At 33.0% G+C, this 16,575-nt stretch carries 17 protein-coding genes; 15 read left to right on the forward strand and 2 right to left on the reverse strand.

What is annotated here, in order from left to right:
* The first annotated feature begins 51 nt into the window (after positions 1–51).
* The 3 genes from B0A65_RS01010 to B0A65_RS23435 all read left to right on the forward strand — a co-directional run bounded on the left by B0A65_RS01010 (position 52) and on the right by B0A65_RS23435 (position 1,374).
* On the forward strand, positions 52–444 hold the full coding sequence (locus tag B0A65_RS01010) for an orotate phosphoribosyltransferase (RefSeq protein ID WP_074657327.1): 393 nt from the start codon (positions 52–54) through the stop codon (positions 442–444).
* A gap of 277 nt (positions 445–721) precedes the next feature.
* Complete coding sequence (locus tag B0A65_RS23430; protein WP_242670205.1) at positions 722–1,021, forward strand: DUF2306 domain-containing protein; 300 nt, start codon at positions 722–724, stop codon at positions 1,019–1,021.
* Positions 1,022–1,032: 11 nt separating this feature from the next.
* A complete protein-coding gene (locus B0A65_RS23435) occupies positions 1,033–1,374 on the forward strand; it encodes a hypothetical protein (protein WP_242670207.1) in 342 nt (113 codons plus the stop codon).
* A 73-nt stretch (positions 1,375–1,447) separates the two neighbouring features.
* Here the strand turns inward: B0A65_RS23435 and B0A65_RS01020 are convergent, their stop codons facing one another.
* Entirely contained in the window at positions 1,448–2,188 is a 741-nt protein-coding gene (locus B0A65_RS01020) for a biotin--[acetyl-CoA-carboxylase] ligase (RefSeq protein WP_074657325.1), read from the reverse strand.
* 93 nt (positions 2,189–2,281) lie between these two features.
* Between B0A65_RS01020 and rsfS the strand changes: the two genes are divergently transcribed.
* The 7 genes from rsfS to B0A65_RS01055 all read left to right on the forward strand — a co-directional run bounded on the left by rsfS (position 2,282) and on the right by B0A65_RS01055 (position 7,912).
* The gene (rsfS, locus tag B0A65_RS01025) at positions 2,282–2,653 is read left to right on the forward strand and encodes a ribosome silencing factor (protein WP_007809313.1); all 372 of its coding nucleotides are present in this window, start codon (positions 2,282–2,284) and stop codon (positions 2,651–2,653) included.
* A gap of 15 nt (positions 2,654–2,668) precedes the next feature.
* Entirely contained in the window at positions 2,669–4,594 is a 1,926-nt protein-coding gene (gene ftsH, locus B0A65_RS01030; protein ID WP_074657322.1) for an ATP-dependent zinc metalloprotease FtsH, read from the forward strand.
* A gap of 113 nt (positions 4,595–4,707) precedes the next feature.
* Positions 4,708–5,316: a lactate utilization protein B/C gene (locus B0A65_RS01035; protein WP_074657318.1), complete on the forward strand. Its 609-nt coding sequence runs from the start codon at positions 4,708–4,710 to the stop codon at positions 5,314–5,316.
* Between the two features lies 1 nt (position 5,317).
* Positions 5,318–6,208 carry a phosphatidate cytidylyltransferase gene (locus B0A65_RS01040; RefSeq protein WP_074657315.1) on the forward strand — a complete coding sequence of 297 codons (891 nt, stop codon included), beginning with the start codon at positions 5,318–5,320 and terminating at the stop codon, positions 6,206–6,208.
* Entirely contained in the window at positions 6,198–6,851 is a 654-nt protein-coding gene (locus B0A65_RS01045) for a phosphatidylserine decarboxylase family protein (protein ID WP_074657311.1), read from the forward strand. The genes B0A65_RS01040 and B0A65_RS01045 overlap by 11 nt, the downstream gene beginning before the upstream one ends.
* Positions 6,852–7,121 carry an acyl-CoA-binding protein gene (locus B0A65_RS01050; protein WP_074657308.1) on the forward strand — a complete coding sequence of 90 codons (270 nt, stop codon included), beginning with the start codon at positions 6,852–6,854 and terminating at the stop codon, positions 7,119–7,121. It abuts the gene before it with no gap.
* Positions 7,122–7,129: 8 nt separating this feature from the next.
* Positions 7,130–7,912, forward strand: a complete 783-nt coding sequence (locus tag B0A65_RS01055; RefSeq protein WP_074657303.1) for a superoxide dismutase — start codon at positions 7,130–7,132, stop codon at positions 7,910–7,912.
* A gap of 61 nt (positions 7,913–7,973) precedes the next feature.
* Here the strand turns inward: B0A65_RS01055 and B0A65_RS01060 are convergent, their stop codons facing one another.
* Complete coding sequence (locus B0A65_RS01060) at positions 7,974–9,845, reverse strand: alpha-amylase family glycosyl hydrolase (protein WP_074657300.1); 1,872 nt, start codon at positions 9,843–9,845, stop codon at positions 7,974–7,976.
* Positions 9,846–10,183: 338 nt separating this feature from the next.
* Between B0A65_RS01060 and B0A65_RS01065 the strand changes: the two genes are divergently transcribed.
* From B0A65_RS01065 to B0A65_RS01085, 5 genes are all read left to right on the forward strand, one after another.
* The gene (locus tag B0A65_RS01065) at positions 10,184–11,869 is read left to right on the forward strand and encodes an OstA-like protein (RefSeq protein ID WP_083370367.1); all 1,686 of its coding nucleotides are present in this window, start codon (positions 10,184–10,186) and stop codon (positions 11,867–11,869) included.
* Positions 11,870–12,024: 155 nt separating this feature from the next.
* On the forward strand, positions 12,025–13,221 hold the full coding sequence (locus B0A65_RS01070; RefSeq protein ID WP_074657293.1) for an aspartate aminotransferase family protein: 1,197 nt from the start codon (positions 12,025–12,027) through the stop codon (positions 13,219–13,221).
* Positions 13,222–13,433: 212 nt separating this feature from the next.
* On the forward strand, positions 13,434–14,831 hold the full coding sequence (locus B0A65_RS01075; RefSeq protein WP_074657290.1) for a tetratricopeptide repeat protein: 1,398 nt from the start codon (positions 13,434–13,436) through the stop codon (positions 14,829–14,831).
* Positions 14,831–15,580 (forward strand): shikimate dehydrogenase family protein, encoded by a 750-nt coding sequence (locus B0A65_RS01080; RefSeq protein ID WP_074657281.1) that lies wholly within the window; start codon positions 14,831–14,833, stop codon positions 15,578–15,580. The genes B0A65_RS01075 and B0A65_RS01080 overlap by 1 nt, the downstream gene beginning before the upstream one ends.
* A 67-nt stretch (positions 15,581–15,647) precedes the next feature.
* A complete protein-coding gene (locus B0A65_RS01085; protein ID WP_074657278.1) occupies positions 15,648–16,397 on the forward strand; it encodes a lipid A phosphoethanolamine transferase in 750 nt (249 codons plus the stop codon).
* Positions 16,398–16,575: the final 178 nt, after the last annotated feature.

Genomic DNA, 16,575 nt, shown 5'->3' on the forward strand with positions numbered 1-16,575 from the left:
TTGCGCACTTTGCGGTTAAAAAATACAACGTTATTTAAATAAAAATAAAATATGAACTTAGAAAGTCCAAAAGTTACTGTTCAGAAATCAGCACAAGATCTATTTGATCAATTGACTGATGTTAAGAATTTTGAAAAATTAATGCCTGATAATATCGCTAAATTTGAAGTGATTGGCGAAGATGCTTTTATTTTTGGATTGAAAGGTATGCCGGAAATAAAACTAAAAATGAAGGAAAAAACAGCACCGAACAAAATTGTTTTGGGAGCTGCAAGTGATAAACTTCCTTTTACTTTGGTTTCCAATATCGATAGCGTTTCAGATTCATCAAGTGAAGTACAGCTTTTCTTTGAGGGCGAATTCAATGCCATGATGGCAATGATGATCAAGGGACCAATTAGCAAATTCATTGAAACTTTAGCTAACAATATGACTAAACTTTAATAATGGTTAATTGTGAATTATAAATGAAAGCCTGATTTTACGATCGGGCTTTTTTTATTGCCACAGATTTCACAGATTATAATGATTCTTTTAGCACGCTAATTTTGGAGATTAAATAAAAAATGAGACAAAAAAACTTAGAATCTTAGCCTCTTAGAACCTTAGAATCTTCAAAAAAAAAAACAACTCATCTTCAAAAAACAACAGTTCAGAATCAAAAATTATTCTACACTAAATTATTAATCGAAGTTTGATCCATAAACTAATACAAACCAAAATGGAAACAACGATTAAAATTTTAATTTACATTCACGCATTTTTCGGAGGGATAGGTTTAATGGCCGGAATTGGAAGCATTCTTGTAAAAAAAGGAAGTTCACTGCATAAAAAAATGGGAAAATTATTTTCCATAGGAATGTTGACCAACTGCTTGATTTCTCTGCCAATTTGCTTGATGTCCAATCACCAAAATATATTTTTATTCCTAATTGGATTGTTTACTATCTATCTGGTGATTTCCGGAAACAGAACTTCTTCTTTCAAATATAAATTGCAAGCCGGTTTTTTAGATAATTAATCTCAGGAAGTATGCTTTTCTTTTCTGTAATAATGATTTGCATAGGCTTCTATTGCCAGCTTAACGGAATAGAAAACGGTATTTTGTTTACTTTCTTTGGAGGATTTGGTTTCTTTATGACCATTAAAGATTTTATTTTTTACAAGAATCCTCCAGAATTCAAGAAAAAATGGCTAATTAAGCATATCGGAAAAATGGTTGGGGCATTAATCGCGTCAATTACGGCTTTTATCGTTGCCGGAATGGGAATTGGAAATTTAATTTCATGGATGCTTCCTTCTGTTTTAGGAACAATTTATATCATTTATTGGAATAGAAAAATTACTCCAAAACAAAAATTAGTAAAAGTGTAAATTGCCACGAAGTCCCTAAGGCACAAAGTTTTTAAAACCTCTGAACCTTTGTAACTCTGCACCTTTGAACCTCTCAGTAAAGCATTTGAACTTCTTTAATATCAAATTCTGCAACAGAATCGTCTTCAAGCATAATTTGTATTTTTCCGATTGAAGAAACACCTTGTATTATTCCCATAAAGTTTTGTCCGGATGCCTCAGGATTAAGGCTTTTAAAAGGCATTGGAACGCCTTTTCGGAATAGCGTATTAAAATACTCATTCCACAAAATAGCCGAATTGAATTCCCAGGATTCAATTTTCTGCTGTACTTTTTCAATAATTAAAGCTGGTAGTAATTCTTTATTAAAATCATGTCCTGAAATGACTGCCAAAGAAGAAGCATTTGGCAACTCTTCAAAATTTGTTTGATTTACATTCAGTCCTAATCCAACTACTGACACGATCCTGCCATCACTTTTGATGGTGTTTTCGATTAATATGCCACCAATCTTTTTATTGTATGACATAATGTCGTTTGGCCATTTTATACTTAAATCAGGAATATTTAATGATTTTAAAGCCTCAATAACTGACAAGGAAACGATTAAACTCAAATTAAAAACCTGTTCATTATTATAAAGAAAATCCTTTACCAAGGCACTCATAATTAAGTTTTTACCTGATTCTGATTCCCACTTTGCTCCCATTTGCCCTTTGCCTTTTGTCTGATTTTCAGCTGTTACCACAGTAAAATTATCAAGTTCATCCTGGCTTGATAATGCCTTAAGAAAGTCGTTTGTCGAATCTATGGCATCGAGTTTGATTAGTTTCATTCAAGTAATTTAAATAACTTAATTTAATATTTTGTTAAGGTTCAAAAATAATCACAAATTTTGGTAACTTTACAAATTCATATAAAATAATTCATGGCGAAAAAGACTATTAATAATGATGTTCTACTGGCGAACATAATAAAGGGTATTGAAGAAGTAAAAGGAAATGATATTGATATTCTTGACTTAAGAGAAATAGACACGGCTGTTTGTGACTATTTTGTCATTTGCAACGGAAGCTCTAACACTCAAGTTAACGCCATTGTAAACTCAATCCAAAAAACAGTATCTAAAGATTTAAAAGATAAACCGTGGCACGTAGAAGGAACCGATAACGCGGAATGGGTTCTTATGGATTATGTGCACATCGTGGTACATGTTTTCCAAAAACACATACGTGAATACTATAATATCGAAAGCCTTTGGGGTGACGCCAAAATAACTACAATCGAAAACAAATACTAAAGAAAATTTTTTCTAATGGCTAAAGATAATAATCCAAATCCGAGTAAATTTAAAATAAGTCCTTGGTTAATATACACTGCAATACTTTTAGTTTTTTTATTTATAAGTTTTGCAACCGGAGGATCTAACTTAAGCGAACCTGCTCAATTAACTTCTTCTAAATTTAATACATTATTAGAAAAAGGTCAAATTGAAAAAGTGATCGTTTATAATAAAGCTGAAGCTGAAGTTTATTTAACTGCTGCTGCTCTTAAAGATGCAGCGAATAAAAAAGTTGCTAAAGATATTTTTGAAAGACCAAACAAAGGTCCTCACTATACTTTAGAGATTGGTAACGACCAGATTTTTCAGACTAAACTTGAAAAAGCTGTTGGTGAAGGAAAACTGAAAGATTTTAATTTTTTACAAAAAAATAATTGGAGCGATATTTTAATTAGTTTGCTTCCGATCATCATCATTATTGGTGTATGGATTTTCATTATGCGTAAAATGTCAGGCGGCGCTGGTGGCGGTGGCGGACAAATTTTCAATATCGGAAAATCAAAAGCTAAATTATTTGATGAGAAAACAGATATCAAAACAACATTTAAAGATGTTGCTGGTTTAGAAGGTGCTAAAGAAGAAATACAAGAAATTGTAGAGTTCTTAAAAAACCCTGAAAAATACACTAATTTGGGAGGTAAAATTCCAAAAGGAGCTTTACTCGTAGGACCTCCGGGAACTGGTAAAACTTTATTAGCGAAAGCCGTTGCCGGTGAAGCGCAAGTACCTTTCTTCTCTTTATCAGGTTCTGATTTCGTAGAAATGTTTGTTGGAGTTGGTGCATCACGTGTTCGTGACTTATTCAAACAAGCTAAAGAAAAATCTCCTGCTATCATTTTCATCGATGAGATTGATGCCGTTGGTAGAGCAAGAGGAAAAAGCAATATGTCAGGTGGAAACGACGAAAGAGAAAACACTCTGAACCAATTATTGACAGAAATGGATGGTTTTGGTACAAACTCTAACGTAATCGTTTTAGCTGCAACTAACAGAGCTGATGTTCTTGACAAAGCTTTAATGCGTGCAGGGCGTTTTGACAGACAAATTTTTGTTGACTTACCGGACATTCGTGAGAGAGCTGAAATCTTTAAAGTTCACTTAGCGCCTATCAAGAAAATCGAAGGTCTTGATTTAGATTTCTTAGCAAAACAAACTCCAGGATTCTCTGGTGCTGATATTGCAAACGTTTGTAACGAAGCTGCCTTAATTGCTGCACGTAACAATAAAACTGCAGTTGACAGACAAGATTTCCTTGATGCCGTTGACAGAATCATTGGTGGTCTTGAAAAGAAAAACAAAATCATAACTCCGGAAGAGAAAAGAGCTATTGCAATTCACGAAGCGGGTCACGCAACTGTAAGCTGGATGTTAGAGCATGCTGCGCCACTTATTAAGGTAACAATTGTTCCTCGTGGACAAAGTTTAGGAGCTGCATGGTACTTACCAGAAGAAAGACAAATCGTTAGAACAGATCAAATGTTAGACGAAATGTGTGCTACTATGGGTGGAAGAGCTGCTGAAAAAGTAACTTTTGACAGAATTTCGACTGGCGCACTAAGCGATTTAGAAAAAGTTACACGTCAGGCTCGTGCTATGGTAACGATTTACGGTTTGAATGAAAAAATCGGAAACGTGACTTATTATGATTCAAGCGGACAAAGCGAATACAACTTCTCTAAACCGTATTCTGATGAAACTGCTAAGGTTATTGACAAAGAAATTTCAGAATTAATTGAAGGTCAATACCAAAGAGCAATTCAAATCTTAGAAGAGAACAAAGACAAGTTAAATCAGCTTGCTGATATACTAATAGAAAAAGAAGTTATTTTTAAAGATGACTTAGAAACAATTTTCGGAAAACGTACTTTTGACAAAAATCTGGAAGAAGTGGTTTCGTAAATTATTCAGAAATATGTAATATTTTTTAAAATCTTAATTCAAAATAGCCTTTTGAATTAAGATTTTTTTATCTTTGAACGTTTTCAATTAACATGTAAAGTATTTCATATAAAATGAATTTTTTCAAAAAAATATTTGGTTCTAGCGACGCCGCATCTGACGAAGAACATGAAAGCGAATATGGAGGAGGAAATCCAATTCCGAACAGTCATTTATCTATTGACGAGCAATTCATTTTCAATTTCAAGAAAAATGGTGGTAAATTTTTGTATTGTGAAAACAAACAGGAAGTTGCGGAACAATTTGAAAACATTTTAGAAGAAAATGATTGGTTCGAAAATGAAGTTTTATGCTATGAGCCAGGACTTTTTCATTTATTAGAAGAAAACAAACTTATTTACGTTTCACCAAGAACTCCTAAGTTTTTACTTGCTTCTTGCGAAAACCTAATAGCCGATGAAGGTTCTATTTTATTTTCATCAAAACAGATCAGACAGGACAAACCAAATGAGTTGCCTGCAAATATCGTTATTATAGCAACGACCAGCCAGATCCTACCTATGAAAAGTGATGGATTGAGCGCTATTAAACGAAAATACGAAAGAGACTACCCTACCAATATTACTACAATAAAATATTTCGAAAAAGCAAAAGAGGAAGATTTTACACAATACGGAAGCGTTGCAAAAAATCTTTATTTACTGCTTTTAGAAGACCTTTAAGATGAACGAAACACTCAAGAGAACCATTTCTGGTGCTGTTTATATCGCTTTATTATTAACTGCAATTCTGTTTTCTACCGAAAGCTTTATTATCCTTTTTGGTCTTTTCTTAATAATTACAATTTACGAATTTTGCAATTTAGTTAATCTTAGCAAAGTCTTTTCTATTCTTTTTGGAATTCTGTTATACAGTACAATTCTGTTAATCAGTCATTATAACAAAGAGACTACTTTGTTTTTAAATACTACATTCGATTCAGCCTTAGTTTTAAATACGAATATCCAGCAATTAGACCTTGTATTGCTGGCTGTAACATTAGTTATCTCTATAAAATGCATTTTGTTTTTGTTTTATGACAATATTCAAAGCGTCAGTACATCTTCAAAATATTTGTATTTATTAGGATACATTGTATTACCATTTATATTTATTGTTAAAATTTCTTTTGGTACCAATGACTATAATCCAAAAATCATTCTTGGTTTATTCATCTTAATCTGGACCAATGATACATTTGCTTATCTGGTTGGAAAATCGATGGGAAAACATAAATTATTTGAACGCGTTTCTCCTAAAAAAACTATCGAAGGTTTTATTGGTGGTGTTGTATTTGCAGCTTTCGCAGGATTTTTAATTTCGAAATTATATATTCAGCCAAAACCTGAGTTTAGCAGTAAATCTATTTTGATCTGGACCATAATCGCTTTAATAGTGAGTATTTTTGGCACCGTTGGAGATTTGATAGAATCAAAATTTAAAAGAATTGCCGGCGTAAAAGACAGCGGTTCCATAATGCCCGGTCATGGAGGCATTCTAGATCGATTAGATAGTGTTATATTTGTAGCACCAATTATATTTTTATTTTATCAAATTTTATATTATGTTTCATAAAGAAGGAGGCCCATCCATTTTATTAGGTACTGTTTTTGCTGTTGCAGTACTTTTAATTGCTGACAAATTCATTGATATTAGTTGGTTACGAATTCTGGTACAAGTTGCCGGAATAGTAGTTTTGATTATTATTCTGCAATTTTTCAGAAATCCAAAAAGAATCGCAATCAGAAACAGTGATCACATTCTGGCTCCTGTTGACGGAAAAGTTGTGGTTATTGAAGAAGTTTATGAAGGTGAGTTTTTTAAAGACAAACGTTTACAGGTTTCTATTTTTATGTCACCAATAAATGTGCATGTTACGCGCTATGCTATGGACGGAATTATCAAATTCAGTAAATATCATCCGGGTAAGTTCTTGGTAGCATGGCATCCAAAAGCAAGTGAAGAAAACGAAAGAACTACTGTTGTTATTGAAAACGAAACCTTTGGCCAAATATTATACAGACAAATTGCTGGTGCTTTAGCGCGCAGAATTGTAAACTATGCACAAGAAGGAATGCAGGTTGTTCAGGGAACTGATGCAGGTTTCATAAAATTTGGTTCGAGAGTAGATTTATTTTTACCTTTAGGTACACAAATTAATGTAGAATTGAATCAAAAAGCAATTGGTGGAAAAACTATCATTGCTACAAAAGCTTAAATGACTGAAAAAGATTTAGATACTCGTTTTTCAGAGGCTGTAGAAAATGCTTTAAAAATGACACAAGCCTCACTGCCACAAGATGTGCAGCTAAGACTTTATGCATACTACAAGCAGGCAACTTTTGGAACAGCTGTATATAATCAGTCTGAAAATTTTGATTTACGGGATGCGTTCAAAACAAATGCATGGATGCAGATTAGTCATATATCAATTGACGAAGCAAAAGAAAGTTATATCGAAATCATAAATTCTCTAACATCAAAATAAATTACATTATGAAGAAAAATTTTATTCGCTTTGGCATTTTAGCTTCATTTTTCGTATTATTTTCTTGTAATGACAGCAATAAATTAACCGAAGTTGTTGAAGTTCCTCTACCAACAAAAGAAGAAAAAATAACAATTGGTACACCTGAAGAAGTAAAAGCTGATCCCGGTTCGTTTGAACTTACAAAATTGACTTTTGCTTATGATGGACTAGCTCCTGATATTCGCTCGCTAACTTTAGAAACACATTATTCGAAACATTATTTAACGTACACCAATAACTTAAATAAAGAAATTGTTTCTACAGAATTTGAAAACATGCCTATTGAAGATATTCTCAAAAAAATGGATCTTAGCAATGCTAAGCTTCGTCAAAATGCAGGAGGATATTACAATCATACCATGTATTTTAATCTTTTAACACCAAAAGAACAAACTCCTAAAGACACTTTAGCTGGTTCTATAAATAAAGAATTTGGTTCTTTTAATAACTTAACGAACCAATTTAAAGCTATGGCTACCAAACAATTTGGTTCAGGATGGGTTTGGCTGGTCGTTGACAGGTATGGAAAACTCCAGGTAACACTTACAGGAGATCAGGATAATCCATTAATGAAAAATGCCTTGATTCCCGGAACTCCAATAATGGGAATTGATTTATGGGAGCATGCCTATTATTTAGATTACCAAAACAGAAAAGGAACCTATATCGATGCTTTTTACAAACATATTAATTGGGAAAAAGTAAATGAAAATTATAAAGAGGCTTTGAAGAAAGTCAAAAAAGTATAAAAGTAAAAAAGCTGATACAAATTAAGTATCAGCTTTTTTTTATGCTTTTTGACTAAATATCTTATTTCAATTCATAAATAAACGATTCTGAAGGTGCAATTTTTACTTTTGCAATTCCTTCTCCATTATTCACTTTTAACTGCACTGCATTCTTTTGATACAACTGATCTTCTAATTGGTATTCTCCATCTTTTAAGTTCCATTTTGAAATAACATCAGAAGGAACTTTTAATTCAAATTCACTTGTTTTTTCAGAAGAGAAATTCACCACCACAATTAGTTTTTGTTTTTCGGACCAACGTGTATAAGAATAAATAGATTCGTCATAACCTGGATTATTCTGGCGATTTACTGACTGAATTTCCTGAAAACTTCCCATCAAAGCCGAACTATTAATTGAAAAATTCAATAATCGCTTGTAAAAATCACGTAAATTTTTCTCTGAATCTGAAAGTTGTCCTCCATCAAATTTCCCTTCATTCATCCATCTTTGATGATTTGGCACTCCGATATAATCGAAAATAGAAGTTCTGGAATGCGTTCCGAAACCTGCATTTTCATTTCCGGCCTCTCCTACTTCCTGTCCAAAATAAACCATTGTTGGCGATGTACTTATCGTTGTTGAAACGACCATCAATGGCTTTCCTCGTTCTGGTGTTCCCGCAAATTCAGGGCTTGCCAAACGTTGTTCATCATGATTATCTAAAAAATGAAGCATATGATGTTCAATGTCTGACATCCCTTTCTGAATATCCGATAATCCGTCTGGTGAAGATTTCCCTTTTATAATATCTTTCAACTTATCATAAGTTTCCACTTTATCATACAAATAATCCATCTTTCCTAAACGAATGTAATTGCGATATTCATTTGGATTGTAAACTTCTGCTAACAAAAAAGCATTTGGGTTTTTCATCTTAATAGCCGAATTCATATAACTCCAGAATTCGTATGGAACCATTTCAGCCATGTCATAACGAAAACCATCAACGCCTTTTGCTGTCCAGTACAAAGCAATAGATTTAAATTTTTTCCAGGAATCAGGTACATCTTTATCCTGCCAAAAAGCAAAATGTTCCTGATAATTCTTTTGATCAAATCCTACTGGAAGTTCAGGAAAATCTTTTGAACCATCAGGGCGAATTCCGTAATTTACCTTTACTGTTTCGTACCAGTCATTTTGGTCAGGTTTTACTTTTCTGGAACCATTTCCCGTCCATTTAGCAGGATTTTCATCAAACACACCATCAACAAGAGGATTTTTCTCTCCATTTAATGGAATATCACCGTCTGGTATTTCAAAATGTTCTTTGGGTATGTAGTAGAAATTATTATCTCTTTTGTATTCTACATTTACATCATCATTAGCACCAAAATCGCTCACCCCTTCCGGATTGCTTTTCCCTTCGTACTTACGGGCAATATGATTGGGCACAATATCAATTATTAACTTCAATCCAGCTTTATGCGTACGAGAAATTAAGGCTTCAAATTCCTGTAATCGATTTGCAGGATTTACCGCCAAATCAGGGTTTACATTGTAATAATCTTTAACTGCATAAGGCGATCCGGCACGACCTTTTACTACTTCTGGATCATCATTTGAAATTCCGTACGCTGTATAATCACGAACTAATGCATGGTGCGGAACGCCGGTATACCAAATATAGGTTACACCTAAATCTTTAATTTCATGAAGAGCAGTATCCGTAAAATCATTAAACTTTCCAACTCCATTTTCTTCAATAGTTCCCCAAAATTTATTGGTCGTATTTTTATTTCCAAACAAGCGTGTAAAAACCTGGTACACTACAATTTTCTTTTCTGTAGCCATTTCTTCTTTAGACGTATTCATTTTTAGATCTTTTGTTTTACATGCTGAAAATAGCACCGTTACAGCCATTCCTGCAACTATAAATCGTTTATTTATCATATTCTTTTTTATAATCTAATCTTTTTTTGAGGCTTTATAATTAAATTATTCCTTCAAAACCATTTTCTAAATTTAATCTAATTTTTAAAATTCAAATCAAATTCAATTCAATTTCTCTAAAAATGGATTAACAATGATCTACTACAACGTGAGAGTACCTTATTTTGTTGACAATTAAAAGCTTCAGAGGAGCAAAAGTTCAAACGTACAGAGTGCAATACTTAAAGAAACCTTTGAACCTTTGGCCCTCTGAAGCTTTGAACCTAAAAAATATAAATTAATCCTAATATCCATGAAGGTTGTATCCTTTTTCATAAATTTGACAAAAATTTAATCAATTGAAGAAATCTCTCTTTTTCATATCTTATTGTTTGTTTCTTTTAAGTGTTCAAAGCATTTTTGCGCAGACACCTAAAAAAATTATTGTAGAAAATGCTGATTATTCTGATGTTAATCAAGAATTAATGCCAGATGCACTTTTACTTACAGGAAATGTAAAAGTAAATCATGACGGTGTTGTACTAACCTGCAATAAAGCCTATTTTTTTCAGAAAGAAAATTACCTTAAAGCTTTTGGTAATGTACAATTGGTACAAGGTGACACTTTATTTTTAAATAGTAAATATGCCGAATATAATGGGAATTTAAAAAAAGCATTTGCGACGGGAAATGCCGTTATGACTTCTCCTGATGCAACTTTAGCCACTGATACCATTAATTTTGATCGAAATGTTCAGGAGGTTTTTTACAATACAAAAGGTACAATTGTTAACAAGGATAACACTCTGGTGAGTAAATCGGGAAGATATTATGTTGCTGAAAAAAAGTTTCAGTTTTTAACCGAAGTAACACTGACAAATCCTAAATATGTTGTAAAGTCAAATCACTTAGACTATTACAGTAATTCAGGACATACATATCTACTTGGTCCATCAACAATTACCAGTAAAGCCAATTATATTTATACCGAAAAAGGTTTTTATGACACCAAGAAAAACCTCGCACATTTTCTAAGAAAATCCTATATAAAATACGATGACCGGCTTATAGAAGGCGATAGTTTGTATTACAACCGAAATACCGAATTTGCCTCAGCCACACGAAATGTAAAAATCACAGATTCTATCAATCGTGGAATTGTTAAAGGGCATTATGCTGAAGTTTATAAATTGAAAGATTCAATGTTTGTTACTAAAAGAGCGGTAGCTATTAACTTTGTTGAGAACGACTCGGTTTATATTCATGGAAAAAAACTTATGGTTACCGGAAAAGAAGGCGAACGAATTTTAAGAGCATATAACAATGTTCGTTTTTTTAAAGTTGATATGAGTGGAAAATGTGATTCTATACATTCAAACTCCAAAACAGCCTTGACAAAATTGATTGGAAATCCTATTTTATGGAATGGAGACAATCAGATTACCGGAGATGTCATGCATTTAATTGGCGATAATACTACCAAAAAACTAGATTCCTTAAAAGTGCTCAATAATACTTTTCTGGTCTCGCGGGATACGCTCGGAACCGGGTTTAATCAGGTAAAAGGACTCAATTTATTTGGAAAATTCAGGGATGGTAAACTTCACGATGTCGATGTTATCAAAAATACCGAAGTGATTTATTATATGCGAAATGACGCCAATGAACTCATCGGAATTAATAAAAATGTCAGCAGTAAAATCAATCTTATTTTAGAGAATAATGCGGTTGAAACGATCACATTTTATAATAAAGTAGATGGTGACATTTATCCGGAAGCCGATTTACCTGAAAATGCACGAAAATTAAGAGGTTTAGTCTGGCGTGGTGATGAAAGAATAAAATCGAAAGATGATATTTTTACTGCTGAAGAAAATGAAGAAAATGACAAACTAATTCAGCAAGGAAAAGATCAGGAAGCTAAAGACAAAGATGTTCCTATGAAAGTCAGGAAAGAAACTTTGAATTACGATAAAAAGAAACCGGCAGCAAAAACAAGTACATCTAAAGCAGATACTACAAAAACTTCTAAGACTAAGAAGTAGTTTTTAGTCCCAGTCTCAGTTCATAGTGCGCAAAAACGATCTTTACAGTTAAAAAAAATCATTCGCAATTTTCAGTTTTCAGTCAACTTGAAACCTGGCCCGAGGCTGAAAAGCCGAATTGGCGAAGCAAACATGAAACTTTTAAACAAACAACAGTGAATCCAGATTTTATAAAATACCAGGCTCAAACTTCCCCATATCCATTAGGAATGGAAGTATCTCATGCCATTGGCTCTTATATTTACGATACAAACGATAAAAAATATTTAGATTTTGTTGCCGGCGTATCTGCTTGTACGCTTGGGCACCAGCATCCGAGAGTAAATCAGGCAATAAAAGATCAGTTGGATAAATATTCACATGTTATGGTATATGGAGAATATTCACAAAGTCCTGCGGTTCAATATTGCAAATTACTAGCTTCACTTCTGCCAGAATCTCTAAATAAAACCTATTTAGTAAACTCAGGAACAGAAGCTATCGAAGGCGCACTTAAACTAGCCAAACGAACAACAGGTCGGAGTCAGCTTATTTCGTGTCATAATGCTTATCACGGAAATACAATGGGCTCGATGAGTGTTATGGGATTTGAAGAGCGCAAACAGGCTTTTCGTCCATTATTACCAGATGTCGATTTTATCACTTTCAATAACGAAGAAGATTTACAGAAAATTACAACCCGAACTGCAGCAATTCTTTTAGAAACTATTCAGGGTGGTGCCGGATTTATTCAACCAGAAAACAACTTTTTACAAAAAGTCCGTAAACGCTGTGATGAAGTTGGAGCCATGATGATTGTAGATGAAATTCAGCCCGGATTTGGCCGCACAGGAAAACTTTTTGGTTTTCAAAATTACGATGTCGTTCCGGATATCGTTGTTATGGGAAAAGGTATGGGAGGCGGAATGCCCGTTGGTGCTTTTACAGCTTCTGCAGCGAAAATGGATCTTTTGACAGAAAACCCTAAGTTAGGACATATTACAACTTTTGGTGGTCACCCTGTCATTGCGTCAGCTTGTTTGGCGACTTTGCAGGAATTAACTGAGACTAACTTAATGCAAGAAGCCTTAGAGAAAGAAAAACTCTTTAGATCGCTTTTGGTACATCCTTTGATAAAGGAAGTTAGAGGAAAAGGATTAATGCTTGCTGCAATGACCGAAACAGCTGAAATAACCAATCAGGTTATTTTAAATGCTCAGGATAAAGGATTGATTTTATTCTGGTTGCTGTTTGAAGGATGTGCCATTCGAATTACACCGCCATTAACCATTTCTGAAGAAGAAATAAAAGAAGGTTGTGCTATAATTTTAAGCGTTATGGATGACATTATGAAAAAAGAACAAGAAGCTTAATTTTAAGCTATTGGGATTTGTTATCCAACAAAAATAAAAATTAGAATAATAACCAAAATAATCTTCTATACATCAGAAGATTATGACTAAAAACAGAATATAAATTCTGTCCATATTGTTAATTAAATTGTTCAAAACAATTAATTTCCTTTCCCCACAACAATAATATGGTTGCCTAAATTTATAACAGGCTAATTTCAAATAAAGACAGTATGCAATTAAGCAACGAAGAAGAAGATTATAACCTATCCCTATCCAAATTTGAGTCCATGTTAAAAACTAACAAAGTACTCTTTTTTGATTCTGAAGAATTCGAAGAAATTATTCTTCATTACTTAGATATAGGCAAGGCTAATTTAGCAAAAAAGGCCTTAAAACTTGCATTAGACCAACATCCAAAATCTACAGGCTTAAAATTAGTACAAGTAGAAATGCTGGTTTACGACGACAAACTTGAGATCGCTGAAAAGCTTTTGAATGAATTGTATGCAATTGAACCTAACAATGAGGAAATTTACATCCAGAAAGCTAATATTTGTTCAAAAAGAGATCAACACGAAAAAGCAGTAGAGTTACTTAAAATTGCCTTGCAATATACGGATGACTACGCTGACGTGTACAACCTGATTGGAATGGAATACCTTTTTATGGATAACCTTGAAATGGCAAAAGATAGTTTTATCAAATGTCTTGAAGAGGATTTAGAAGACCAATCGGCTTTATATAACGTAGTTTATTGTTTTGAATTTTTAGATCAAAATCAGGAAGCTATCGTTTATTTAAACGATTATATCAATAAAAACCCCTATAGCGAAATTGCCTGGCATCAGCTTGGGCGCTTGCATTATGGTGTAAAAGAATATGAAAATGCAATTCGTGCTTTTGATTATGCAACGTTAATCGATGACGAGTTTTTAGGGGCCTTCATGGAAAAAGCAAAAGCTTACGAGCGTTTGAAAAAATACGCTGAAGCCATTGAAAGCTATAACAGAACTATCGAATTGGACGATGCAACTTCTTATGCTTTATTGCGCATTGGAAAATGTTATGAAAAATTAGGAAATGCTGTAAAGGCACTTCAATATTATAACCAAACGGTTCATGAAGATCCTCTTTTAGATAAAGGCTGGATTGCCATTACCGATTTTTATGTTCGCCAAAAAAACTTTCAAAAAGCATTGTTTTTTGTCAACAAAGCATTAGCAATCGACAATCAGAATCGTTTGTATTGGAAGCGTTACGCAACGATCAACAAACAGATGAACTTTTTTGAAGAAGCAGAATTTGGATACAGAAAAGCGGTAGAATTTGGTGATTACGCTTTAGACACATGGTTATTTTGGGTTGATATTTTACAATTTTTAGGTGAATTTGAAAGTGCTATTCAAACTTTATTACAGGCTTCAGAATACTTTCCAGAGGAAAACGAAATCGAATATCGTTTGGCAGGATTGTATTTTATGGTTCAGGATAACACAAAAGCAAAATTCCATTTAAGTAATGGTTTGCGTTTAAACTTTGATAATTATATTTTGATCGAAGATTTATTTCCTGTAGTTTGGACAAAAAAAATGGTTAAAAATTATATTGAAAAACATAGAAAACAATAATGATTGATATTTTAAGAAGGCGTTTTGGCTTATTGGGTCGTAATATAAGTTACTCTTTTTCAAAGGGATATTTTACAGAAAAATTTAGTGATGAAGTTTTTGCCGGCAACAGCTACGAAAATTTCGACATTTCTGAAATTAATCACTTCACCGGATTATTAAAAAACAATCCGGATTTAAAGGGCTTAAATGTTACAATTCCGTACAAAGAGCAAGTAATTCCTTATTTAGATAAACTATCAACTAAAGCAAAATTAATTGGTGCGGTAAACACTATTAAGTTTACCAAAAACGGAAAACTAAAAGGATACAACACGGATTATTACGGCTTTAAAAAATCATTAAAACCATTATTAGAATCACATCATAAAAAAGCACTTATTTTAGGAACCGGCGGTGCATCAAAAGGCGTTGCTTTTGCTTTAGATGAACTTGATATTCCGTATACTTTTGTGTCAAGAGAAGCCAAAGAGAACATCATTGATTATGATCTGATTAATGCAACGACTTTTGACAATTTCCAAATTATAATCAATTGCACACCAGTTGGCACAAGTCCAAATATTGAAGCTTGTCCTGATTTACCATACGAATTTTTTACTGATAAACATATTGCTTACGATTTAATTTATAATCCTGCGGAAACGCAGTTTATGAAAAATGCTAAAAAATACGGAGCAATTACTAAAAATGGATACGACATGCTTATTTTTCAAGCCGAAAAAGCCTGGAAAATATGGAATAAATAAAAAAAATCTTAACAAATAAAATGTTAAAGTAATTTTCGTAACTTAGTCTATTCATTAATAGGTAGTTATGAAGAAATTATACTTACTCTGTATTTTTATATTTCTAGGAATTACAACTTCAAAAGCGCAAGGAACTGAAGTTGAAGAAAAAATTCCATTTACTGAACCTCGTTTCCGTTATTACCTGCAAACGCTACTTTTTTACAACGAATATCTCGATACCGATAATGGTTCTTTTAATACCACACAGGTACGTGGTTTACTTCCAATTGGAAGCAAAGCATGGAATTTAAGATTTGATCTTCCCTTAGTATCAGCGAATACTAATGAGACAAACAAAACCGGGATTGGAGATGTTGGTATGGGTATCAGTTATATCCCTTTTATGAAAAATAGCCAAGGTGTTGCTGTAAGAGCCAGAGTTTACGCTAACTCTGCAGTAGACCCCGCTTTTGGATCAGGAAAATGGGTAGTCATGCCAGCCTTCTTTTATGGAAGATATTTCAATTCTAAAAAAAACCTCTGGATCTCCTCTTTTGAATATCAGCAAAGTTTTGCAGGCTCTAGTCAGCGTAATGATATTAGCATTGGCGTTTTTGAAAATGTATTGTTTCATTTCTTTGGTAAAAACTGGATTGCTGGTGACGTTGCTTTTAGATATAATAGTACACTAAAGGGTTATCAAAATAACGCTTACGTAGAATACGGGAGAAAAATAACTCCTACTAATCTGGTATATATTCATCCAAGTGTTGCGTTCGGCGGGGATAAAACATACAATTATGGCTTAGAAGCTGGTGTGCTGATTTTATTTTAGTTTGATTAGCATCAGCTAAATGAAGTAAAGATTTAGTTTTTTTTCAGAATATTCTAAAGTTAATTTCAGCATTTTTTAAATTTATTTATTCATATTGAATTTACATATACTTTAAATAAACAATTAAAACTTTATATGATATCTACAATATGATTCTATAAAATAGGAATTTTATCGT

This window comes from Flavobacterium frigidimaris, from assembly GCF_002217275.1.
GTDB lineage: Bacteria > Bacteroidota > Bacteroidia > Flavobacteriales > Flavobacteriaceae > Flavobacterium > Flavobacterium aquidurense.